A 23610-nucleotide genomic window follows, 5' to 3' on the forward strand; every position below is an offset into this window, starting at 1 on the left:
CGCCGGTTGTTATGATGCCACCAATGGTATCATTAAATTCCCATCTAAAACAAGTGCCTTCCAAAGCGGCGGCGCACAGGCCAACTACTTTGGCTCATACATCGATGCCATTTGGTCGAAATATGCCAATGAGAACCTGATCTTTAATGCCGGTGATGCTGGCACCTGGAGCGGTCGCGTATCAGGAAACACGTTTAGCTTCACCCGCACATCCGACGGGGCGGTTGGGGTTATTTCAAATAAACCAACCAATACAGAAGTTATGGAAGGCAGCGGTGTAATGGCCAGCGGTGGACAATGGGATAAAGTGGTTCAGGCGCAAATTTGCGCAGCGATCAACCGCCATGCCATAGACCTTACACTGGGCAATGGCGCCACACAGGATCTTGGCAACGATTCGAAATACTATGTATCGTCGCCGTATAACTGGTATTGTAAGTTCTGGCATCAACCCGACATCAGTCTTAACAGCCTTACCTATTCATTTTGTTATGATGATGTGTTTAACAAATCATCTACCATCAATGCCCCATCGCCTGTACGTGCTACCATCACCATTGGCGGTTATGCCGGTTTAACAACAAGCGGCGTAGCAACCGTTTATAAGGACTGCAACTACAGCGGTTATGCCGTTGCACTCAATACAGGCGCCTACACGCTTAGCCAACTGAATGCACTGGGAATATTGAATGATGATATTTCTTCACTAAAAGTGAATAGCGGCTATAAGGTCACCTTATACAAGAACGACAATTTTGGCGGCACTGCCATTGTTAAAACCGGCGACGATGCCTGCCTGGTCGATGACAGCTTTAATGATTCCACCTCCTCTTTGAAAGTGGAAACCAATTCCTCCTTCTTCTCAACTGTGATACAGGCGGAAGATTATACTTATATGGCTGGCATACAAACCGAAGCCACAACAGATGCTGGCGGCGGATTGAATGTAGGTTATATAGATGCCGGTGACTGGATGTCGTACAACGTAACCATTCCTGTTGCGGGCTCTTATCGCATTATTTATCGCGTGGCCAGTGCGAACACCGGCACCACCCTTCGACTGGAAAAAGATGCCGGCGCCACACAATTAGGTTCAGTGACCATCCCTAATACAGGTGGCTGGCAAAACTGGACGAACGTGGCGCATGATGTAACCTTACCGGCAGGCACCTACTCCATCGGCATTGCTACGGCAACCGGCGGTTTCAATATAAATTATTTGACCATCACTGATAATTTATCAGCAAGGCTGGCTACCCAGCGCATTCAGCAACAACTGACAGTAGCAGAAAACAATGCATTGACCCTATCGCCCAACCCGGTAAGTAACCAGCTGTACCTGAAAGGATATGAGAAAGTGCAAACGCTGACAGTATATGACCTCAATGGCCATGAATTAAAAAGAGTAACAAAGCCTGGCAATACCATTAATATTCAGTCATTGAACACCGGTGTATATATAATTAAACTAACGCGTACAGATAATAGTATTAAGACAATAAAAATTGTAAAGCAATAATCCGCCGCTCCTAAAGGGGAGCTACGAATTTGCAGAAAGCAACAAAAGATAAAAAGGGTTTCGAAAGAGACCCTTTTTTTAATTGTTACAAAAGGATCACTCCGTTCTTAAACTCTTAACAGGATTGGCTAAAGCCGCCTTTAAAGACTGAAAGCCTACAGTTAAAAGCGCAATCAAAATAGCAAGCACCCCTGCCAATGCATATATCCACCAGGGGATACCGGTTCGGTAAGCAAAATTTTGCAGCCAGCTGTGCATGGCTAAAATTGTGATTGGGATCGCAATTACAAAAGCAAATGCTATTAATTTCAGAAAATCTTTGGATAAGGTAAGCACCAGGCTGTGGACTGATGCCCCCAACACTTTACGTACACCAATTTCCTTTGTACGTTGAAGAACATTATAAGCAGATAATCCAAGCAATCCAAAACAGGCAATACCAATGGCAAGTATGGCGAAAAGTCCGAATACCTGCCCAAAACGCTTGTCCTCGGCATATTGACGGTTGAAAAATTCGTCAAGAAAAAAATAATCATAAGGATCAGCCGGGTAAAACCGGTCCCAGATCTTTTTGATGGAAGCGACCGTAGATCCTGCATTTTTCCCTTGCATTTTAACAGAATAAAACCCGCGCGTTCTGCGGTCGGCGAAAATCACCAGGGGTTGAATGGATTTCTGCAAGCCTTCATTATGATAGTCTGCAATTACTCCTTTTACTTCCAGCGAATCCATATTATTCTGTCCACCGGAGATCAGTTGCCCAATAGCAGCCTTTGGAGATGAGAAACCCAGGGTTCGAACCGCAGATTCGTTTAGGATGACTCTCTTCCTGTCGGCTCCCGAAACCCTGGAAAAAGGTTCACCAGCCACCATCTTCAAACCATAGCTTTCAATAAAATCAGCGTCTATACCCAGGTGAAATAAATTATTTGCCTGCTTACTACCACCCTGTAATCTGTTCCAGTTTGTGGACCACAAAATTTCTTCCCCCATTATTCCCGAAGATGCTGTAACGCTTTTTATGCCACTCACCTTAAGCATTTCTTCTTTGAATGCGCTGTAAACATCCTGGTAAGCAGAATCTCTGATACTTCCCAAAGCACCTTTTATCACAAGCGTTTCATTTATGTCAGCTCCGGATCCCTGGTTTTGCATATAGTGTAACTGCCGGTAAACGATCATCGTTCCTGCAATAAGAATTATAGAAATGGCAAACTGACCTATTATAAGGCCTTTACGCAGCCATTGGCCACCAGCCGCATTTTTAAAAAGACCTTTCAGCACAACTACCGGCTGATAGCGGGAAAGAACCAATGCCGGATATATTCCCGAAAGAAAGGTTCCGGCTGCTAACAATACGATAAAGTACAGCTGAAAATTCAACGGCAGGGAGATCAAAGCAGGCAATGGCCGGCCGGTAAGGCCAGCGAATAAAGGATTTACCGAAAGGGTGATGGCACAGGCAACCACCAGCGCCAGTACATTCAGCATCAGGCTTTCCAGCATAAATTGCCAGATCAATTCTCCTTTAAGGGCGCCCAGCACCTTTCTTAAGCCTACTTCCCGGGCACGCTCAAGTGAACGGGCTGTAGCGAGATTTATATAGTTTATCCAGGCTATTCCTATAATGAAAAAGGCAACCAGAAATAAAATGTTTACCGATTGCCCATCCCCGTTTGCCTCGGCTTCTTCTGTATAATGAGAATATAAATGAATGTTTTTCAGCGGCATCAGGCTAAGTGAATAACGGTCACCCTGATTTTTGTTTTCCGGTAGATTGTTGAAATGTCTGTCAATAAACGCTGGTAACTTTTCGGCTACCTGTTTTGAGTTCACTCCTTTACGCAACAGGATATAAGTATAGAAGTCCGTCCAGCCAAAACTTGTCTCCAACACATCATCCGGCTTACCATAAGTACCTATTACTTTACTGTAGGTAGGGTACGAAACAAGGACACTTAACTTAAGATGTGAATTGGCCGGGTAATTTTTGAAGACGCCCGTCACCTGCAGCGGGCGTGTACGACCATTTGAATAAATGGTCAGCACTTTTCCCAATGCGTCTTCATTGCCGAAATATTTGCTTTTTTCTTCTGCTGATATAATAACCTTATCCGGTTCTGATAAAACAGTTCTTGGGTCTCCTTCCCTGAATTCAAGTTGAAAAATATTTACTATCGATTCATCAGCATAATAAACATCAGATTCCTTAAACTTTATATTACGAGCCTCATTGCCCAACAAAAATTCCATTTTTCTTAAACGGCCTGCATCCTCCACTTCCGGAAATTCGCGCCTCATAGCAGGCGCAACCCCTGGCATGGCCGATGCGCACGGCACTACCAGTTTTCCATTCTGATATTCTTCATCCTGTACCCGGAAAATACGATCAGCATTTTTATTAAAAGTATCGTAGCTTCTTTCATAAGCAACATATTCAAATATCAGCAGGCAGCACGTAATGCCGGTGGCCAGCCCCGCAATATTTATCAGGGTAAAACCTTTACGTGATAAAAGGTTCCGGAAAGCTATTTTTAAGAAACTTTGTAACATATCCTGGTTTTTAACCATATTGAATTTAATGACACAAACGCTCTTTCAGCGTAACCAGAAATATGCCCTAATTATACAATACTAATACTCAGAAATTTATACTTTTTTACTGTAGAAATTTGTTCGATAATGATACAACAGCTGTTCTCTTCTGGTTCATATGCAACCCTCTTCAAAACTTTGGTGTCAGCTGTAAGACCATAAACTTATTCCATTGTCATATCTGAATTACTATCTCCGGAAAAAGATCATATATCTAAAAGTGATCAGCCGTTTGGCAATTATAAGCATCTGGGTGCTGGGCAACAGGAATTACTCATTGGCACAGGAGAATGGATTGATTAGGCAATGCGGCACTATGCAGGTATTGGAACATACCTTCAAAAACAAGCCGTTACTGAAAGCAACATTTCAAAAACAAACGGGCGAATTTTTGCAATCCGTACATAAACGAAAAACAACCGGTCCTTCTTTACGTATTGAGGGAAACGTTATCTATGTACCTGTTATATTTCATATTGTTCTCACCAACCCGGCTGTAATTACCGATGCTCAAATACAGGCCCAGCTGGATGTCTTAAATAAAGATTTTGCAGGCATGAACAGTGATTCCGTGAACCTTCCTGCTGCTTTTAAACCTTTGTTTGGTAAAAGCCAGATCCAGTTTAAACTGGCCCAACGAACACCCGATAATGAGCCTTCAAATGGTATTGTTCGGGTTACTACTGCACGTCCTGTATATAGTACTTTTGATATAGGTCTTAAATACAGCACGCTGGGTGGAGATGATGCCTGGGACCCTGGCCGTTTTCTTAATGTATGGATCACTAACTTGTCTGCCGGTTTTGTTTTAGGCTATAGCACTTTGCCGGGCGCCAGTGTACCTGCCGAAGAAGGAATAGTCGTTCATTATACAACATTGCCTGCCGACTCCCTTACCCGCACCAACAGGGGGCGTACACTCACTCACGAAGCCGGGCATTTTTTTTATCTGTATCATATCTGGGGCGACGAAAATGGTTGCACGGGAACCGATTTTGTAGATGACACCCCGAACCAGGCAACACTCACCAGCGGTTGCCCGGGAGGTGCTATAGTAACGGATGGTTGTAGTCCTATTGCGCCGGGTATCCTGTACCAAAATTATATGGATTATACCGATGATCCCTGCATGAGCCTGTTTACCTGGGGGCAGGTTTCACGCATGGAAACTGCTTTAAGCGATTTCCATGCGGGTTATTTTACCTCCAATGGCGCCGACCCGGTACCTTTATTTAGCCTGGATGCCGCTGTCAAAAAAATTACAACCCCGGATCAACGGGTATGTTCGGCAACTCTTTCACCTGTCATTACGCTGCGTAACCGGGGAATCGAAACACTTTCATCAGCCGATCTGTATGCCAGTATAGATAATGGACCCGCCATATTGACCCATTGGGCTGGTTCACTACTTAGCCTGGATGAAACGATCATTACATTGAATACGCTCACTATAGCTACCGAGGGTAGCCATGTATTAAAGGTGGTGGTTGAATCGCCTAACGGACATACAGATCTGAATGGCGCCAATGATACCAATACCTGCACCTTTCAATATTATCAGGCAGTTACTGGGCCTTTGACGGAAGGATTTGAAAACAATACTTTTCCTGCCGCCGGCTGGGACATTGTTAACCCTGATAATACTATTTCCTGGGAACGGGTAACCGGAGTGGCAAAAACCGGTAATGCCTGTGTGGTCATGCGTAACTTCGACTACCGGGTGATTGGTCAGCGGGATTATCTTCGCCTGCCCATTGAAAGTATTTCCAATGGCGATTCGGCTTTTCTCACTTTTCAGGTAGCCGCTGCTGTAAAGACCAACCCGTCTAGTCCCGGGTATATCCGGGACACTTTACAGGTGCTTATCAGCACCGATTGCGGCGCTACCTATACCAGCCTTTACAAAAAATGGGGCAGTGCGCTTATTACAAGAAGTGGGTTTTCTATAACTTCGTTTGTGCCTGCTCCATCTGAATGGCGGAAAGATAGTGTTGATCTTTCCTCTTATATAAACGCCGGACCTGTTTTACTGGCTTTTATGAATACAACAGAAAACGAGAACAATATTTACCTCGACGACATTCATATTTATAGTACAAATGTAAATCCCAATCTCCTGGCAAAAGGCTTTATGGTTACACCGAATCCTGCTACCAATTCCCTTACCGTACAATTTTATCCATATCCGCTTACTTTAAAAACGATCATTCTGTATAACAGTGCGGGACAAAAAATAGGGGAACAGGTTGCTCAGGGGAATGGTAAAAGCAGCTATACTTTTAATATGAGCCGCTTTGCCAGCGGCCCATATTTTGTACAGGTAATTTTTTCCGATAAAAAGTTTACGCAGAAGGTGATTAAACTGTAATTCACTCTACATATCCTTCTGCTTTCAGCAGCGCCAAAGACTCCATCAACATACAAGCGCTTAACTGCGTACGTAACGCAACTTTTGACTCAGTTGGGGCTTGCCACCAATGGTAACCGAATAAGACAACCGGGTTTTTAACGGTCCCTGCTGTCCACAAGATCTGTGCGCTGTTCCGGAGAAAATAAATATATCTTTTCCTGTTCGTTTCAGGCAGGTCTTTATTCCTGATCAACAAAGTAAGATAGCGTACAAAGATCCCTTTAAACAGGTTAACGTCATGGTCTTGCTGCTCTGCCCAATCACTCAACACTTTGTTATTAGCGTTGATCAAGGTGCTGGTTGTCCAGTCTGCAGTTTTAATAGCATCATTCAAATACACCTTGTTACCGGTAATATTGTAATACTCCAACGCCGCGCCCATATAAGTACCAGCATTGTACGTCCAGTCGCCTTTAGTATCACTAAAATTATCATATACCCGGCCGGATTGCTGTACCACGCGATGTTCCTTCATCCAATTGTAAATTTTATCAAACCATTGGAGATCATTGAGCCCGTTTATTACTTCCGTTGCTCCATATTTCTGCCATCTACGGGCTGCTATAATGGCGGCCGGACCATTGGCGGGAACGCCCTTGCTGCGTCCGGCATCATTATTCTCATGATTCCAGGGTATTCCGCCCCCATCGAAATCATTCCAGCCGGCAACGATCCATTGCCATAACTGTTTTGCGGATGCCTCATAACGGGCATCACCTGTGGCTTCAAATGCGCGAAGGTGCGCCATGCCATGCCACCCCATATCGTCATAGTAATTATTGTAAAAGCTGCCTCCGTTCTTCGCTTTTACCCCTTCGTAAAATTCATCAATACGATTTTTATAAAGCGTGCTTCCAGTGCGTTTGTAAGCGTCTACCAAAACATCCAGCCCATGGGCTTCCGGCCAGTAATCAAATTGGTTCACCGTGCCAAAATTGTCATTATTAAAATGATGTTTGGTAGAATTCCAATACACACTAACGAAGCTTGAGCTACTGCTGTCTGCGGCAGCGCTCCAGTCAATATTGTATTTGGTACTGTTATCGATGTATACATCCTTAATTTTTCCGCAGGCAAGCGTACAAGCTGCCCCGGCAATGAATAAGAACTTCTGCATTTGCAATTTTTTTGTTGAACACCTGGCCCGCAATGCCATTTCATTGTTACGGTTATTGTTCATTAGTAAATGATTTCATGCGTATAGTTGGCCGCATCTGAGCTAAATGAAACGGTGATACTGCATTTCTTCACCGATTGGTTCGGGAACTTGAAAGAATAATCCCATTGGTTATTATCTGTGGGATAGAAGACCAGATAAAAAAATGATCCGGTTGTAACGGTCGGGGGCTGGTTGTCTTTATTGGAACTGCCTATTTTTTGTTCCGCTCCTCCAATGGTCATCCAGAAGAAATACCTGTCATCGGGCCAACTCGTTGTAAAGTCAGGAACAATGTCATTCACCCGCCAAACGCCTTTGCCCTGGTAAGTGAGTGTTTCCCGCTTTTTGGGTGTACACATGAAAAAGTCAAGTTTGGTGATCTCCGATATCGAAACAGACGAGGAACTAAAATCCAGGTTGATCTTATAGATACCATCTTTTGCTACCGCAGCGCCATCTTTCGATTCTTTGAATGAAGTACCGTTTGCGTTTACCGAGAAAGTTCTGGATACGCTGGTTTTTGAATCGACAAAAGAATATTTTTTACCGGCCAGCAGTTTGGTATAGATCTCAAATTCGTTTCCACCTGGCAGCGCCTTAACCGTCAATGCCTGTGCCAAACTGGCGCCTCCTTCTGTTCCCTCCCCCGTTAGAAACAGTGCATCGGGCACATCAATACCATTTGTTCTGGTGATATTAATGATACGAACCTGTTGAGAAACCACTTTTGTTAATCCTCTTGAAGAGGCGATCGTCCATTTCAGTTTCCCTTCTTCACCAGATGCTATCCCGGCAAGTTTACCGATATTGTTCAATACCTTATGGGTAATACTCGCTCCCGTGCTGGTACCGTTGTTATCGGCGGCAACAACAAATACAGGATTGGAAAAATCGCCATCGGGTTTATCAAATAAAACATCATAATACACTACCCCATTGTCTTCAGCTATCGCCTTTTCCCACTCGAAGTACAGCGTTGCCGATCCGGCCGCCTGCAGCACAACATTACGTCCATCATCAGGAGAATACAGGGTGTTTACTTCTGTTACTTTAACCTCTTTGAATTTGTTTTCCTTCTTGCATCCGGCAAAGGTTGCAACCGCCAGGATAAAAAAAGCTATGGATAATTTATAATTTTTCATTTTGTGCTGATTAATAATTAATAACCCTCGTTCTGAGTAAGATTTGAATTAAGCAAACGTTCTGCTCTTGGAATGGCCCACAGATAATCGCGATTACGGTTAAAGCTTCCGGCAGGAATTTTAATATAATCATAACTGCCACTACTTTTATCGAATTTCGCACCATGCCGTTCCTGAGTCAGTACCGATTCTGCCGTTTTCCAGCGGCGGATATCAAATATGCGCAATCCTTCCAGCGCCAGTTCCACGCGCCGTTCATTGCGGATCACTTCGCGCCATACAGCCTGATCTCCGCCCGGCAGATCCATTGCTTCCGCTGTATTATCGAACCCTGCTCTCTGCCTTAATTTCTTAATCGTTTGCTCCCAAACAGTAGGGTTCATTTCATTCAGTTCGTTCTTTGCTTCGGCATACATCAGCAATACATCAGCGAAACGAATCAACGGCAGGTTCAGGTTCGACTCCCAACTACCACCTGTATAAGCCGCAGGATCGGGATCGCAGAATTTCCGGTAGTAATAACCAGTTGGTGTTTGGGCAGTACCCGCACCGGTGTACTTATCTGATATTTTATTGGGAGGCGTTGTTCCATCCGGGTGAATGACTACCGGATAGGCATTACCGGATCTGTCGATCCAGGTAGCCCCATCATACACCATGGTTGCTCCCATCCGGGGATCGCGGTTGGCATAATCAGGATCAGCAGCCGTCCACTTATGCCCATTTTTCATCAGGTAACTATTCACCAGCTCCTGGGTAGGTGCAGCCAGACACAGTCGGGCATTGGCCGACATCGGGGCATAGTCAACCAGGTTTCCCCAGGTTCTGTTCACAGGTACATACTGAAGGCTTAAAATGATCTCCGGGTTATATTCGTTCTTGACCCAGAATAATTGTTCATAGTTAGGAAACAAACTATAGGTACCATATGTGGTACTATTGATGAGCTTATTGCAATATTCGGCCACTTTAGCCCAGTTGCTTTCATATAAATAGGCACGCGCATTCAGTGCAACGGCGGCGCCATTTGTGATCCTTCCGTTATCTGCCGCAGCATAGTCTTCACGTTTTGGCAAAACAGCAGCCACTTCATCCAACTCCTGGTGGATCCATGCCATGATCTCCTCATGCGACGTACGCGTCACCGTTTTTGATTCAGTGAGTGAAATGTCGCGCGTAAAATGAGGAACATCACCATACCAGGTGGTCAGTTCAAGAAAAAGCCATGCACGGATAAAACGGATCTCCGCTTTTCTTTTATTCTTTAACTCCTCACTCATAGTAGTAACCCTGTCAATATTGGCCAGAAATGTGTGACAGGTTTTTATACCTCCATAACAGGCCTTCCATTCATCGGCAAAGCGGGCGTTCGAGGCATCTGCCAGCCCTAATGCAATCACCTTTTCGCTGGTAGTTCCATAACCATTGTACACATTATCGCTTAATATTTCATTCAGCATGAAATAATCGTTCGTAAATAGCTGGCGGTAGGCCATGTTTAAAACCGAATTGGCTTTATCTTCTGTAGTCCAGTAGGTTTCGTCGGTGAACTTGTTGGTAGGCACTACATCCAGCTTCACACATCCATTGAGCAACAATGCCATCAACAGGATGGTAACAGGACCCATTTCTGCAAACTTCATTTTCATAATTCCTGATTTGAATTGATGTGCTTTAAAATTCCACATGTATCCCTCCTCCTATATATTTAAGCCTTGGATAATTACGGGCGCTGTTGGCGCCGCTGGCATTCATGTTGTTTCCAAATTCGCTGGACTCCGGGTCAACAAAATCAATCTTACTGAGCGTAAGCAGATTTTGCCCGTTTACAAATACATGCAATTTATTTACACCTATTTTTGAAGTCAGCCTTTGGGGCAGCGTATAGCCAAGCTGGATATTCTTCAATCGCGCATAGGCGCCATTAAAGATGTTAAAGTCTGATCCTTTACCGTAATTATTAATAGTAGAAGCCGTACCCGGAGCAGTTAATCTTGGCCATTTTGCATCAGGATTGGCAGGCGTCCAGTAATCGAGCTGGTGCTCAAACATCACGAATGAATAGCCGCCATGGAAGGGTTCTATGGTTTCTCCCCGCAGCGCCATATCGCGTTTTCCAACTCCCTGCCATAACATATTTAACTCAAGTCCTTTCCATTGACATACATAGTTGAACCCGAAAGTTACCCGTGGAAAGGCATGGCCCAGCACATAGCGGTCGTTATCATTGATAATGCCATCGCCATTCCGGTCCTTGTATTTCACATCCCCGGGCCTGGGCGAAAAGCCAACAGGCAGTGCGGAACTTTTAACATCGTCCTCATTCTGGAACAGGCCAGCTGTTTTATAGCCAAAGTAGCTGTACAAAGGTAACCCTACGCGAATGATGCGTTCAATTTCGTCTGACTTCTCTATCTGTTCATATCCTTCAAATTTGGTAACCTCATTCCATGAATCAGCTATATTGAGCCCAAACGAATGATTGAAATCCTTATGACGCAGGGAATAGTTAATGCTTACTTCCCAACCCTGGTTCTTCATTTCGCCCAGGTTGGCCTTGGGCACTGCACCGCCCAGCACCATTGGTGTTTGGGGCGTTAACAGAATACCTTTCGTTAGTTTATGAAAATAGTCGAAACCCACTCTTAAGCTTCCTTTCAGGAATGTACCATCTGCACCAATATTAGCGGAAGACGTGGTTTCCCATTTCAGTTCAGGGTTACCGAATGTATAACCTGTACCTGGTACCGCCACATTGTTAAAGCCATATTGATTGATGTAGATATCGTATGTGGTAAGCGTTTGGTAATCGTCTATATTCTGATTGCCCAGTCTGCCATAAGTACCCCGGATCTTCAGATCGCCGATATTGTTCTTCCAGAAATCAAAAAAATGCTCTTCGGTGATGCGCCATCCCAAAGACACAGAAGGGAAAAATCCCCACCGGTTATTTTTGGCGAATTTAGAAGAACCATCGTAACGAAAGCTTCCTTCTGCATAGTACTTATCGCCATAAGCATAGCCCAGCCTTCCAAAATAAGAATAAATACTTCTCTCCGTTGTGCCGCCCACTGTATTGTAACTACTGGGGTCGATAATGGTACCGTCAATAGGAATCCCTAAAACCGGATCAACATACTTCTTTTTTATTTCCTGGCGTTTTTGTCTGTATGATTCATTGGAGAACCCTGCCAGTGCAGAAACGTTGTGCATTCCTGCAAAAGTTTTGTTGTACTCAAGCATGGCCTGTACATTCAGCAGGGTTGAATTACCACTGTAATCTTCTATGTGATAATCCTTCGAGGAGTTTTGGTTAATAGGAGTTTCGGCTCCCGATAAACTGTAAACAGGCCAGTAGAACCGTCTGATCAACCTGTTTTCCGGCCGAACATCCAGGCCAATCAATCCTTTTGCTTTCAATCCATCCAGCAGCTTCAATTCGCCATTCAAACTTCCCTGGAAATTATCGTTCGTGGTCTTTATGTATCCTCCATGCTCCAGTGCAGCTAAAGGATTGCCGCCGGTCAACACATCATTATTATAATACCGGCCAATACTATCTTTTAAGATATACGTGTTATATACCGGCAGGCGTGATGCGTCGGCGATCAGAAAGCCTTCATCGCCTTGGTAGGCATTTCCTTCGGATCTATTATACCAAAGTATAGTTGACAGTTTTAACCGGCCAATCTGGGTGGTGACATTCGAACGGAGGTTATAACGTTTCAACCCATAATCAGGCCCCTTAAAATTACTTTGCTGGTTATAATACCCAAGCGAGATCATATAACTGGTATTCGACGAACCGCCCTGGATGCTGAAGTTATAGTTTTGTTGCAGTCCATTCTTTAAAATACCCTTCAGGAAATACTCGCTATCACCTTTAGCGAATTGACGTATTTGTTCCAGTGAGTAAATTGGGTCGGCGCCTGAATTGATATAGGAATCATTTCGAAGCAATGCATTCTGATATCCTTTTAAGGGTTTAACCAGGATCTGGGGATCTTGTGAACCCACGAGGCCACTGAAACTGACTACAGGCTTCATGCCCTGTTTCCCTTTTTTAGTAGAAATGAGAATAACCCCATTGGCAGAGCGCGATCCATAAATGGCTGCGCTACCGGCATCTTTCAGGATGGAGATCTCCTCAATATCATTTGGATTGAGGTTATTCATGTCGCTGACATCATTGCTGATAACCCCGTCGATGACAAGTAATGGTGAGTTATTACCAAAAGTGCTGATACCACGCAAATTGATGTTCATCGAGTTGTTGTTCGGGTTCATGTTGCGCTGCTGAATAACCAGACTTGGCGATAATCCCTGCAATGCCTGCATTACATTGCCTACAGGCCGGCCTTCAATTTGCGCTCCCTTTACCTGGTCCACAGCACCAACCAGGTCGGCCTTTCTTTTTGTTCCATATCCTATTACCACCACCTCATTTAAATTGACCGGCATTTTGTTCAATGAAACACTAAGCATGGTTTGTTCGCCCAATACAATGGTCCTTGACTGGTACCCGATAGAGCTGAACGTAAGGCTTGTTACATCGTCCGGAACCGACAGACTAAAAACGCCATCGCCATCTGTAATGGTTCCATTGCCCTTGTTCGTTTGCACATTTACACCCGGCAGTGCATTGCCCTGTTCGTCGGTAACCTTACCCCTGATTACTTTCTGCAGCATGTCAATACCAGGCACACTGTGTTCAGACCGGGTAATCGTTTTGATCACAATGCTGTTTTTCTCCAGTTGCCAGGTGTAGGGCGTTTGCTTCAGGCAAAATTCCAGCACCTCCGTAACCGGTGTTTTGTTGAAATTTACTGTCAGCGGTTTAATATTTTCCAGCACCTCACTTTCACATAATACCGCTACGCCGGCCTGTTTTCTGATCTCCATAAAAATTCGCTCGATGGGTATGTTGCGGCCTTTGAGCGAGATGCCCTGTGCATAGCTGTTTGCATTTACCTGTAGTATAGTGGTAAACAACAGGAAGAATAGCAGCTTCATAGGAATGAGTAGTTTTTGCAGGCTTTTAATTTTGGTTGGTACAGGTTTTATACCTGAATTTAAAGTCATAGATTTACATAGTTTTTTAATTGAGTTAAGGAAACGCTTGATTGAAAATCTAAAACAGGGCCGTGGTGTTCGTAGCACTCCGGCCCTTACTATTCAGATCATTTATTTATTTTTTTACATACACCTTTCTTCCTTCAATGGTGAAATGAACCCGACCCGTAGCTTCCAGCATTTTCAGCACATCGCTTACCTGGGAAAACCTGGATACAGTACCCCAAAACCGGGTTTCTGTAATTGCCCCCTGATATGCTATGTCTACATCGTACCAACGGGCTATTTTATTCATAACCTCTTTGATCGGTTCCCTGTTAAACATAAAATATCCTTCTTTCCAGGCCACCGCGTAACTGGTTTCTACCTCCTGCACATCCACAATTTGTTGTGCGTTTACACTGGCCTGCTGCCCCGGTTTTAACAGTACCTGCGATTGATTTCGTGTTACCTGCAAACTTCCTGTTAAAAGTGTAGTGGTTTCGTGTGCATCTTCCTGGTAGGCGCTCACATTAAAACTTGTTCCAAGATCATGTAATAATGTACCGGTGGATGTTTCTACGATAAAAGGGTTGGCCGGATCGTGTTTCACCTCAAAATAAGCCTCGCCTTCCAGTCTTACCCTTCTTTCGCCCGGCTTAAAAACAGTTGGGAAAAACAGGCGGGTCGATGCATTCAACCATACCTTCGTGCCATCAGGCAACGCTACCTGGTATTGTCCGCCTTTGGGCGTTTCCAGCATATTTATTCCGGCTGCATCATCGATCGATCGTCCATCGCTTTTTGCCACCAGTAAACCGCTTTTTTTCTCAAAACCGGTAGCCTTATCATTCATTGTAATAACACCATCGGCCACGTCTTCTAGCAGGATGGATCTTCCCCCACTCAGTTTCAACACAGCCTGGTTTTTGCCAGGAACTATGGCCTCGACTGCACGATGACTGGCTACCGTGCCGGCATTCTTAAAATGATTTTGATAAAGGAAAAAAGATACCATTGATACTACCACTATGAAAATGGCGGCCACTTTCAGGTAAAAGATAACAGGAGTGCGTGTATGAGGTATGACAGGAACCGGATGATGAAGATCCAGCCGGTTTTCGATACTTTCTTCTATGCGCCTGATCGCTTCTTTATCAACTTCCTCTCCGGCCCTGAACGCCTGTTCATACCTGTCCAGGGCTGCTGCAGCCTGCTCCTCCGGAAGTTCCTGCAGCCAGGCAAGAAAATCGGCTAATGCTGACGGGGAATGCGTTTGCTGCGCTACGTTCTTCAAAAAATCGTCAAATGTCTGTTGGTCCATATCACCCTTAAGACACGCATGTCTGGCAAAAGGACCCCTCCGCAAAAAGATTTTTAATAAAATTTATATTTTTTCATCATCGCCAAACCCTGGTAAAGAAGCTTCTTCACTACATTTTTAGAGGAGCCAACCCGGTCAGCTATCTCATCCAGGCTCAGCTCTTCACGGGTACTCATTTCAACAATGGTCCTTCGTTTAGGCGATAGCCGCGACAGGGCTTCGTCGCCCAAACGCATCCCTTCTTTAAATGTCAATTGTTGTTCGGGCGTTTCAGTACCAATTCCGTTATAGAGGAGATTATTAATAAGCCTTTGCTCGCTTTTCTGTTTTCTTAATTCGTTGAGGAACCTGTTCTTAGCAGCTTTAAACAAATATGATCGAACCTGTTTTATGTTTACCGCTTTTACCCGGTTATCCCAGATCCTGATAAATACCTCCTGCACAATATCTTCGCATAAGGCGCCATCCTTACATAAACTTTTTACAAATGGATATAATACAGGAGTATAGCGCTGATACAACTCACGAAACGCGTGGCGGTCGCCCTCACTTATGCGCAGAAGCAAATCAATATCCGAAGTCTCCTTCATATTCGCAAATCGTTAATTTTTCATATAAGCAGCATTCAAAAGTATAATAAAAAATTAAAACCCTTCAAATCATTGAATTTGAAGGGTTCACTTATGCTAAAATTATTCAGCAACACATCACTCCGTTCTCAAACTCTTTACCGGATTTGCAATCGCGGCTTTTATTGTCTGAAAACTAACAGTAACCAACGTAATCAACAAGGCACTGGCGCCTGCTGCCACAAACACCCACCACGATAAGGTCGTACGATAACTATAATTCTGTAACCAGTTATGCGTAAAATACCAGGACACTGGCAGAGATACCAGGAATGAAATAATTACCAGCACCAGAAATTCTTTGGATAACAAATTCCATAAATTAAATACGGAAGCGCCTAACACTTTTCTAACGCCTACTTCTTTTTTTCGTTGTTCGGCTACAAACGAGGTTAAACCAAATAAGCCAAGACATGAAATAAGGATGGCCAGACCTGCAAAGATCCCGGCCAGCTTTCCGATGCGTTCTTCATAATTAAACTTTTTGTCATAGTCCGTATCAATAAAACTATATTCAAAAGGTTGATCGGGATTATATTTCTTATATAAAGGTTCAATTCTGCGTATGGCATCCTGTGCACTTACGGCAGGATTGAGCTTTACAATATTGATATTACCTGGATAATTCAGGTACGGATAAATAACAGGCCTTACTTCGTTATAAGGCGATTCTGTCACCATGTTTTCAACCACCCCAATTACTGTCAATGGCTGTCCCCACCACGTTACCTTTTTACCGATCGGATATTTCAGGTCCATAAACCGGATGGCTGCTTCATTCAGGATAACGCCCGAAGTGTCTGTCAAAAACTCTTTTGAAAAACCGCGCCCTTCTTTTAGTTTCCAGCCAATGGTTTTTCCATATTCAAACGAGGCAGCTATCACTCCAAAATCAATAGAGAGATTGGGATCTTTTCCCGGCCAGCTAAATCCGCTGGTACTATTAAATATAGCGGTTGTTGGACTTTCAGATTCAGCAACAGATGCTACCACCCCTGTTTGCAACAGTTCCTCTTTTATTGAATTAAAATGTTCATGAATACCAGCCCCCGCAGTAGTGATATTAATGAGATTTGCTCTTGTATAACCAACAGGCCTGTTCCTGGCAAACTGAATTTGTTTATACACAGCGATCGTTCCAATGATAAGCGATACCGAAATACTAAACTGCACCACTACAAGCACTTTCCGCGGAATTGTCGCAAAACGACCTGTTTTGAATGTTCCCTTTAAAACCTTTACAGGTTTAAAGGATGATAAATAAAAAGCCGGATAGCTTCCTGCAATTACCGCAGTAATGAAAAGGAATACCATACACAGCGCCACGAAATAAACATTAAACCAGGGTACTTTGATCTGCTTTCCGGTGATCGTATTGAAGAATGGCAGCGCACCCCACACTATTACCAGGGAAATCAATAATGCTATGGTTACCGTTATCAATGACTCGCAGAAAAACTGAAACATCAACTGTTTTCTTGGTGACCCCATTGTTTTTCTCACGCCCACTTCTTTTGCCCGTTTTTCACTTTGGGCAGTACTGAGGTTCATAAAATTGATGCAGGCCAGCAGCAGCACAAATATTCCGATGATACCGAACATCCACACATATTGAATGGCGCCGCCTGTGTTGACCCCATTTTTGAACTCGTTATACAAATGCCATTTACTCATTGGCATGAGGAATAAGGCGGGTTTCTTCTTTTGCAGCTGGGGATTTATCTTCTTCATTTTCGCATCTCTGATCCTTGCACTAACGGCCTGAATAGATGCCTGTTCGTTTAACTGAACATACAGGGTAGTAAAGTTAGGTCGCCAGGGGTCAGGCATGTCACTCAACTTATTATTGACATTGTAATAGAAATCCCAGCTTGAAATAAAATTGAGATTGGCAAAACTTGAGTTCTGCGGAAAGTCTTCATAAACACCCGCCACTTTTACAACCGGCTTTTGGTCAATTTTAATGATCTTGTTCATAGGGTCTTCATTTCCCCAAAAAGCCTTTGCTGCGGAAGCAGAAATAAGCACAGAAAGCGGATCGTTCAATGCGGAACGACTGCCTTTCAGCAGCTTTAGCGAAAATAGCTCCGGCATTTCTTTTTCAAAAAAGCCGCCCCGCTGTTTAATTTTTTTATCATCAACTGTAATCAGGTGTTCAAACACATTCGTTGCCATAACAATGTGCTTGAAATCGCTGCCATAGTTGGTGCGCAATTCATTAGCTAAAGGATAAGGAACATCCCACCACGTTTGAGTTTCACCGTTGTTGGTCAAATTTTGAATAACCTGTGCTATGCGATCATAGTGTTTAAAATTCTTATCAAAAGAAAGTTCATCGTGGATCCATAACCCGATCAGCAAGGCAACCGACATGCCGAGACATAACCCCAGGATATTGATTGCCGAATGCATGCTGCCTTTTACAAGGTTGCGCCAGGCAACAGTTATATAATTTTTAAACATATGGTATAGGTAAGGTATAAATAGCTCAACGGTTGTGCCAATTGTGAAATCCTTTCTGGGCGAATGATTTGGAAAGCCGGCAACTGAAAAGTGTTCGAAAACGAACAGTGTTCTGTTCATTGACGAACAGGATAAAAATATTCCACAGGACAATTTGGGTTTAAATTCAGCCAGGACACCTTATCCATTCAGGATCCATTAATTAGCACCCCGATTGGGTCATTAACAAAGCATTAGTTAAGCAACAGTTAAGAAGTAAATAACTTTGGGATACGAATGGCATACCTGGTTCTGTATGCCTGCACTGAAAAACACCCATTGCTAAAACTATAATTTTTAGGTTATGGCTAACCTGATCAAAGCTACCCGCTTAAAAATACAATCAGCCTCCCCGCAAGTATACTGGCGCGAGATAGTCGCAGTAGTGATCCTGTTACTCGCCATTGTTTTTTTCAGAAGTGAAAGAAAAGAATTGCTGGCCATTGTTCCCCAGATAAAACAGGCCAATGGCACCTGGCTAATGGCAGCCCTGGTAATATCAGTAGTATGCGTTCTGTTACAAAGCGGCATGTATGTAAAAACATTTGCTGCTGTGCAGCTTCGTTTAAAATGGCCGCATGCGGTATCGCTGTTCCTGAAACGTAATTTTATAAGCGTATTTCTCCCTGCCGGTGGCGTTAGTGCGCTCGCTTATTTCCCTTCGCAATTGCGTAAGCAGGGTTTTAACAGACTGCAGGTACATCAGGCCAGTGCGTTGTATGCCTTTACAGGTTTATTAACTGTATTTATAGTGGGTCTGCCTGTTGTGCTGTATACTATGTTTGGAATAAATGGTACTGCCAATGCCTGGCTGGGCTTACTGGCGCTGCTGGTAATAATTGTGCTGTTGGCCGGCCTTGTAAATACAGTAAAACAAAAGAAAGGTGTTTACCGGTGGTTCGAACGGCGGTTCCCTGATGCGTCTGCGCGGATGCATGAAATGTTGCCGGCCAATGTAAACAGATCCGGGGTAGTACAGGCCACTTGTTTATCTATTGGCGTTGAAGGCTGCGGCATCCTGCATATTTACCTGGCTATGCTGGCACTCGGCTTACCTGCTTCCCTCAGCGCATCGGCGGCGGCTTACATTATAGCGGTGCTGATGATGGTTATTTCACCGTTCCTGCGTGGATTGGGCGCCGTGGAGTTATTCATGTCATTAATACTGCAGAAATTCGGTTATTCGGCCCCGCAGGCCTTATCCATTACTATCTTGTACCGGGTGTTTGAATTCTGGTTGCCACTGGTTGGTGGCCTGGGAGCTTTTAGCTGGAAAGGCAGAAAACTATTTGCCAGAATGGCCCCGGCTGTGCTGGTGTTTATGCTGGGTATTATCAACATTCTTTCTGCCATAACCCCACCCGTACACGAACGGATGCGCCTCCTGCGCGAGTACCTGCCAATGAGCAGTATACATGCCAGTAATATGCTGGTGTTGTTTACAGGGCTTGCCCTGTTAGTAACATCCGCCTATTTACTAAAAGGGTTGCGTAATGCCTGGATCATGGCCCTTGGCCTGGCTTTCTTTTCACTGATCGGTCACCTTACCAAAGCGCTCGATTATGAAGAAGCAAGCCTGGCTGCTTTTACCATGCTATTATTAATAGTTACCAGATCGCAGTACCGCATCCAAAGCAGCAGGCAACGGATAAAAGCGGGTTTAAAAACAGCTGCCATAAGCGTGGCAGCCGTAATGTTATTTGGGTTTATCAGTTTCTATTTTATTGATAAAAGAAATTTCGGCGTTGATTTTACCTGGAAGCAATCGTTACTGCATACGTTGAACATGTTTTTGCTTATGGAGGATACAACGTTACACCCCCTTACCAGGTTTGGTAATGAATTTGTATGGCTGATACGGGCAACCGGTTTTTTAACCTGGGGCTTCCTGTTGTATTCCCTCATCAGGCCGGGACTGCACAAGCACACGGTGCCTGAAAACGCTAAGGAAAGAGTAAATAGTTTGCTGACACAGTTTGGCAGTTCGACCATGGATTATTTTAAATACTACAAAGACAAACTATATTTCTTTTCGGAGATCCATGAAGGCTTTATCGCCTATCGCATTGCCCGCGGTTTTGCCATTGTGCTGGAAGAACCGGTTTGCGCCCCTGAAAATAAGTACAGCATCTTGCGGGAATTTGACCAGCAATGCAAAAAAATGGGATTGCATACTGCCTTTTACCGGGTGAATGAAAGCAGCATTCCCTGGTTTACCCGGCTTCGTAAAAACAGGATGATGATTGGTCAGGAAGCCATCCTGGATGTGACCCGGTTCAGTACAGAAGGAAGGGATAAAAAGTCGTTGCGAAACGGACTGAACAGTTTACAAAAGAAAGGTTTCACGGTTCACATAGAAACAGCGCCGCATGACCCCCGCATATTACAGGAACTGAAACAAGTGTCTGATGATTGGTTACAGAATTTCAACAAGGAAGAAGCCATTTTTTCACAGGGCATGTTTGATAAAAGTGAACTGGAAAAACAGGATATGGTGTTGCTAAAAGATCCGGAAGGAAAGATAAAAGCATTTCTGAACATTATACCTGACTATTCAGAAGAGGAATGTACCTACGATCTTATCCGCAAAACGGCCGATGCACCTGCCGCTGCCATGGACGCATTGATCATTAAACTCATAGAATATGCACGCGCCCATAATAAAATTTATATTAACCTGGGTATGGTGCCCATGAGCGGCATTACCCAACCTGAAAACATGGCGGAAAGAGTGGTTAAACTCGCGGCGCTTAAAATAAAACGTTTTCAGCATTACCAGGGTCTGCGCGAATTCAAGGAAAAATATGCCAGTTTTTGGGAAAACAAATACCTCGTATACGACCATGATTTCGACCTGCTGCAATTGCCGCTTGCCTTAAACGCCGTAATGAAAACAAATTGATTGTATGAGATATTGTATAGTCCTTGCCGTGTTATTTTCATTTAATCTTTCAGTGGCACAGGACAACCAGTTACCTATAAAAGCGCTCCCTGTTAACGACACCACCAAACCGCTTGTATTTTATATTACCGGCGATGGCGGGTGGACAGGCTTTTCCGATGCGTTCCTTCAATCGATCAACAAAGCCGGTTATCCGGTGCTGGCATTAAATGCCAGAAAATATTTCTGGAAAAAGAGAACACCCGCCTCCATGACAATGGAATTAAGCCAGCTCATAAATAAATACATGAGGCAATGGAAGTGCGATAGTGTTGTGCTGATAGGTTATTCTTTTGGTGCAGACGTAACGCCTTTTTTATACAATTATGCAGGCGCCCCATTTACAAAAAAAGTAAGCCATATGGTGCTGATGCTTCCTTATACTTCTACCGATTTCGAGGTGCATTTGACGGAAATGATCGGGATTGCCTCGCATGATGCCTATAGTGTGGTAAACGAAGTAAATAAAATCACCAAACCCATCTTATTTATACTGGGAACGGAAAAAGACCAGTTCCCGGTTCAAACCCTTACCAATAAAAATTATAAAGTAATAACGGAAGGCGGCGGTCATCATTTTGATGATAAAGCTGATAAAGTGGCTTCGCAGATATTGAACTATATTAAATAATCCCCGAAGCTGATTACCTTTGGCAAAATGAAACCCATCCCAATCCGGCATATAGCCTCAACTCCCAAACAACAAAATGGCGGGCAATTCAGCATTCGGGTTATTGAACAGATACTCAATGGTAACAACCTGATCCATGACCTTCACAAACACGATTTCTATTTTATTCTCGCGATACAGCAGGGAAAGGGTATACACGAAATAGATTTTATTTCCTACCCTATACACGGTCATTCCATTTTTATACTTCGTCCCGGACAGGTACATAAACTGGCATTGCAGGCGGGCAGCACTGGCTTTTTGATGGAGTTTGATCTCACCTTTTACCAACCTCAGCATACTATTTCCGGGCAACGATGGAAGAAGGCATCTGGTAAAAATTATTGCCAGGTAGAAGCTGGCAGGTATAAAAAACTGCATGCTGTATTGGCAACTATCTTTAATGAATTTGACACCAAACAGGAAGGGTATGCCGCAATGATAAAAGCGAACCTTGACATTTTTTTCATAGAATACATCAGGCAAAGCCGTAACCCTAAAGACATAGAAAAACCCGAAGCTGCCTACACACAGGAACGTTTTGATGAATTTTGTCAATTGCTGGAGGCTAACATAGGAAGCATTAAGAACGTTTCTCAATACGCTGAACGCTTACACCTCTCTTCTTACCAGTTAAATGCGATCACAAAAGCATCGATAGGAAAAACTGTTTCCGAGCTTATAAACGAGCAAATTATCCTGGAGGCAAAAAGGTATTTACTGGCTACTTCCAACCAAATAAAAGACATAGCCGATCTCCTGGGCTACGAAGATGCTTCTTATTTTATCCGGTTTTTCAAAAAACACACCGGGCTTTCTCCCGAAGCATTCCGAAAGAACTTAAAATAAGTCCTGCTCAACTCCATAACCGTCCTACTATACCAGGTTCTTCCGAGGCTAATTTTGAGTAAATAATAAAATATGAAAATCATAATTGTTGGAGCCTCCGGCACCATGGGCACTTATTTGTCACATGCTTTTGAAAAGGACCATGAAGTAGTCCGTACAGATCGTGGTAATGCTGATTTCCCTTTGGATATTACTTCAACTGAATCTATAGAAAACATGTACAAAAAGGTGGGCGCTTTTGATGCATTGATCTCTATAGCCGGCCCTACCTATGTAGGCCCATGGAAAAACCTGAACGATGCAACATTCCGGAAAGGCGTAGAAGGTAAAATGATGGGCCAGATCAACCTGGTGCTTATTGGTCAGCATTATATTAACCCCAAAGGTTCATTTACCCTGATCACTGGCGCGTTAACACACGAACCGCAAAAGAACTTTGCCAATGCGTCTGCTGCCAATGCAGCCGTGGAAGGCTTTGTTCGGGCAGCCGCCATTGAATTGGAAAAGGGTATTCGCATCAATGCGGTTAGTCCTACCGTTATTGAAAATTCACCGCAATACTTCCCCTACTTTCCCGGTGAAATACCGGTTACTATGAAGCAGTTGGAATATGGTTTCCGCAAGAGTGTATTTGGCGCTAATACCGGACAAATAATAAAACCCTATTAACAATAAAGTCTTCCCAATAGCGATAATTCGCTATCAAATTAGCTGGTTATGAGTTATTTACAAACCACCAATGGGTTAAGTTAAAAACCTTCATACATTTGCCGGATTGGATCACCCATAAACCCCTGACCCTTGAAATTAGTAGATTC

At 43.8% G+C, this 23610-nt stretch carries 14 protein-coding genes; 6 read left to right on the forward strand and 8 right to left on the reverse strand.

Annotated features, from left to right (window positions below; translation table 11 throughout):
- Nucleotides 1-1519, forward strand: a 1519-nt coding sequence (locus ACJ751_RS23120; RefSeq protein WP_407747903.1) for a beta-1,3-glucanase family protein, incomplete at its 5' end; no start/stop codon positions are given.
- 96 nt (nucleotides 1520-1615) lie between these two features.
- On the opposite strand, the gene ACJ751_RS23125 is transcribed toward ACJ751_RS23120, so the two are convergent.
- Nucleotides 1616-4072 (reverse strand): ABC transporter permease, encoded by a 2457-nt coding sequence (locus ACJ751_RS23125; RefSeq protein WP_407747904.1) that lies wholly within the window; start codon nucleotides 4070-4072, stop codon nucleotides 1616-1618.
- A gap of 214 nt (nucleotides 4073-4286) precedes the next feature.
- On the opposite strand from ACJ751_RS23125, the gene ACJ751_RS23130 reads away from it, so the two are divergent.
- Nucleotides 4287-6482 (forward strand): M43 family zinc metalloprotease, encoded by a 2196-nt coding sequence (locus tag ACJ751_RS23130; RefSeq protein ID WP_407747905.1) that lies wholly within the window; start codon nucleotides 4287-4289, stop codon nucleotides 6480-6482.
- 1 nt (nucleotide 6483) lies between these two features.
- Here the strand turns inward: ACJ751_RS23130 and ACJ751_RS23135 are convergent, their stop codons facing one another.
- The 7 genes from ACJ751_RS23135 to ACJ751_RS23165 all read right to left on the reverse strand — a co-directional run bounded on the left by ACJ751_RS23135 (nucleotide 6484) and on the right by ACJ751_RS23165 (nucleotide 18293).
- Complete coding sequence (locus ACJ751_RS23135) at nucleotides 6484-7641, reverse strand: glycoside hydrolase family 76 protein (RefSeq protein WP_407747906.1); 1158 nt, start codon at nucleotides 7639-7641, stop codon at nucleotides 6484-6486.
- Between the two features lie 62 nt (nucleotides 7642-7703).
- The gene (locus ACJ751_RS23140) at nucleotides 7704-8825 is read right to left on the reverse strand and encodes a SusE domain-containing protein (RefSeq protein WP_407747907.1); all 1122 of its coding nucleotides are present in this window, start codon (nucleotides 8823-8825) and stop codon (nucleotides 7704-7706) included.
- Nucleotides 8826-8842: 17 nt separating this feature from the next.
- Nucleotides 8843-10474, reverse strand: a complete 1632-nt coding sequence (locus ACJ751_RS23145) for a RagB/SusD family nutrient uptake outer membrane protein (RefSeq protein WP_407747908.1) — start codon at nucleotides 10472-10474, stop codon at nucleotides 8843-8845.
- A gap of 25 nt (nucleotides 10475-10499) precedes the next feature.
- Nucleotides 10500-13838: a SusC/RagA family TonB-linked outer membrane protein gene (locus ACJ751_RS23150; protein WP_407747909.1), complete on the reverse strand. Its 3339-nt coding sequence runs from the start codon at nucleotides 13836-13838 to the stop codon at nucleotides 10500-10502.
- Nucleotides 13839-14013: 175 nt separating this feature from the next.
- The gene (locus ACJ751_RS23155) at nucleotides 14014-15201 is read right to left on the reverse strand and encodes a FecR family protein (protein ID WP_407747910.1); all 1188 of its coding nucleotides are present in this window, start codon (nucleotides 15199-15201) and stop codon (nucleotides 14014-14016) included.
- Between the two features lie 53 nt (nucleotides 15202-15254).
- On the reverse strand, nucleotides 15255-15791 hold the full coding sequence (locus tag ACJ751_RS23160; RefSeq protein ID WP_407747911.1) for an RNA polymerase sigma factor: 537 nt from the start codon (nucleotides 15789-15791) through the stop codon (nucleotides 15255-15257).
- 117 nt (nucleotides 15792-15908) lie between these two features.
- Nucleotides 15909-18293 carry an ABC transporter permease gene (locus ACJ751_RS23165; protein WP_407747912.1) on the reverse strand — a complete coding sequence of 795 codons (2385 nt, stop codon included), beginning with the start codon at nucleotides 18291-18293 and terminating at the stop codon, nucleotides 15909-15911.
- Nucleotides 18294-18636: 343 nt separating this feature from the next.
- Between ACJ751_RS23165 and mprF the strand changes: the two genes are divergently transcribed.
- From mprF to ACJ751_RS23185, 4 genes are all read left to right on the forward strand, one after another.
- Complete coding sequence (gene mprF, locus ACJ751_RS23170) at nucleotides 18637-21234, forward strand: bifunctional lysylphosphatidylglycerol flippase/synthetase MprF (protein WP_407747913.1); 2598 nt, start codon at nucleotides 18637-18639, stop codon at nucleotides 21232-21234.
- Between the two features lie 4 nt (nucleotides 21235-21238).
- Nucleotides 21239-21904, forward strand: coding sequence for an AcvB/VirJ family lysyl-phosphatidylglycerol hydrolase (locus ACJ751_RS23175; RefSeq protein ID WP_407747914.1), 666 nt, complete (start codon nucleotides 21239-21241; stop codon nucleotides 21902-21904).
- A 27-nt stretch (nucleotides 21905-21931) separates the two neighbouring features.
- On the forward strand, nucleotides 21932-22792 hold the full coding sequence (locus ACJ751_RS23180) for an AraC family transcriptional regulator (protein ID WP_407747915.1): 861 nt from the start codon (nucleotides 21932-21934) through the stop codon (nucleotides 22790-22792).
- 72 nt (nucleotides 22793-22864) lie between these two features.
- The gene (locus tag ACJ751_RS23185; protein ID WP_407747916.1) at nucleotides 22865-23461 is read left to right on the forward strand and encodes a short chain dehydrogenase; all 597 of its coding nucleotides are present in this window, start codon (nucleotides 22865-22867) and stop codon (nucleotides 23459-23461) included.
- Nucleotides 23462-23610 lie beyond the last annotated feature (149 nt).

The organism is Niastella sp., from assembly GCF_045805085.1.
In the GTDB taxonomy this organism is placed as follows: domain Bacteria; phylum Bacteroidota; class Bacteroidia; order Chitinophagales; family Chitinophagaceae; genus Niastella.

Excerpts from the sequence above, each read along its gene's own strand:
- ACJ751_RS23125 (WP_407747904.1), bottom strand. The coding sequence starts at position 4,072 with ATGTTACAAAGTTTCTTAAAAATAGCTTTCCGGAACCTTTTATCACGT.
- ACJ751_RS23135 (WP_407747906.1), bottom strand. The coding sequence starts at position 7,641 with ATGCAGAAGTTCTTATTCATTGCCGGGGCAGCTTGTACGCTTGCCTGC.
- ACJ751_RS23140 (WP_407747907.1), bottom strand. The coding sequence starts at position 8,825 with ATGAAAAATTATAAATTATCCATAGCTTTTTTTATCCTGGCGGTTGCA.
- ACJ751_RS23145 (WP_407747908.1), bottom strand. The coding sequence starts at position 10,474 with ATGAAAATGAAGTTTGCAGAAATGGGTCCTGTTACCATCCTGTTGATG.
- ACJ751_RS23150 (WP_407747909.1), bottom strand. The coding sequence starts at position 13,838 with ATGAAGCTGCTATTCTTCCTGTTGTTTACCACTATACTACAGGTAAAT.
- ACJ751_RS23155 (WP_407747910.1), bottom strand. The coding sequence starts at position 15,201 with ATGGACCAACAGACATTTGACGATTTTTTGAAGAACGTAGCGCAGCAA.
- ACJ751_RS23160 (WP_407747911.1), bottom strand. The coding sequence starts at position 15,791 with ATGAAGGAGACTTCGGATATTGATTTGCTTCTGCGCATAAGTGAGGGC.
- ACJ751_RS23165 (WP_407747912.1), bottom strand. The coding sequence starts at position 18,293 with ATGTTTAAAAATTATATAACTGTTGCCTGGCGCAACCTTGTAAAAGGC.
- mprF (WP_407747913.1), top strand. The coding sequence starts at position 18,637 with ATGGCTAACCTGATCAAAGCTACCCGCTTAAAAATACAATCAGCCTCC.
- ACJ751_RS23175 (WP_407747914.1), top strand. The coding sequence starts at position 21,239 with ATGAGATATTGTATAGTCCTTGCCGTGTTATTTTCATTTAATCTTTCA.
- ACJ751_RS23180 (WP_407747915.1), top strand. The coding sequence starts at position 21,932 with ATGAAACCCATCCCAATCCGGCATATAGCCTCAACTCCCAAACAACAA.
- ACJ751_RS23185 (WP_407747916.1), top strand. The coding sequence starts at position 22,865 with ATGAAAATCATAATTGTTGGAGCCTCCGGCACCATGGGCACTTATTTG.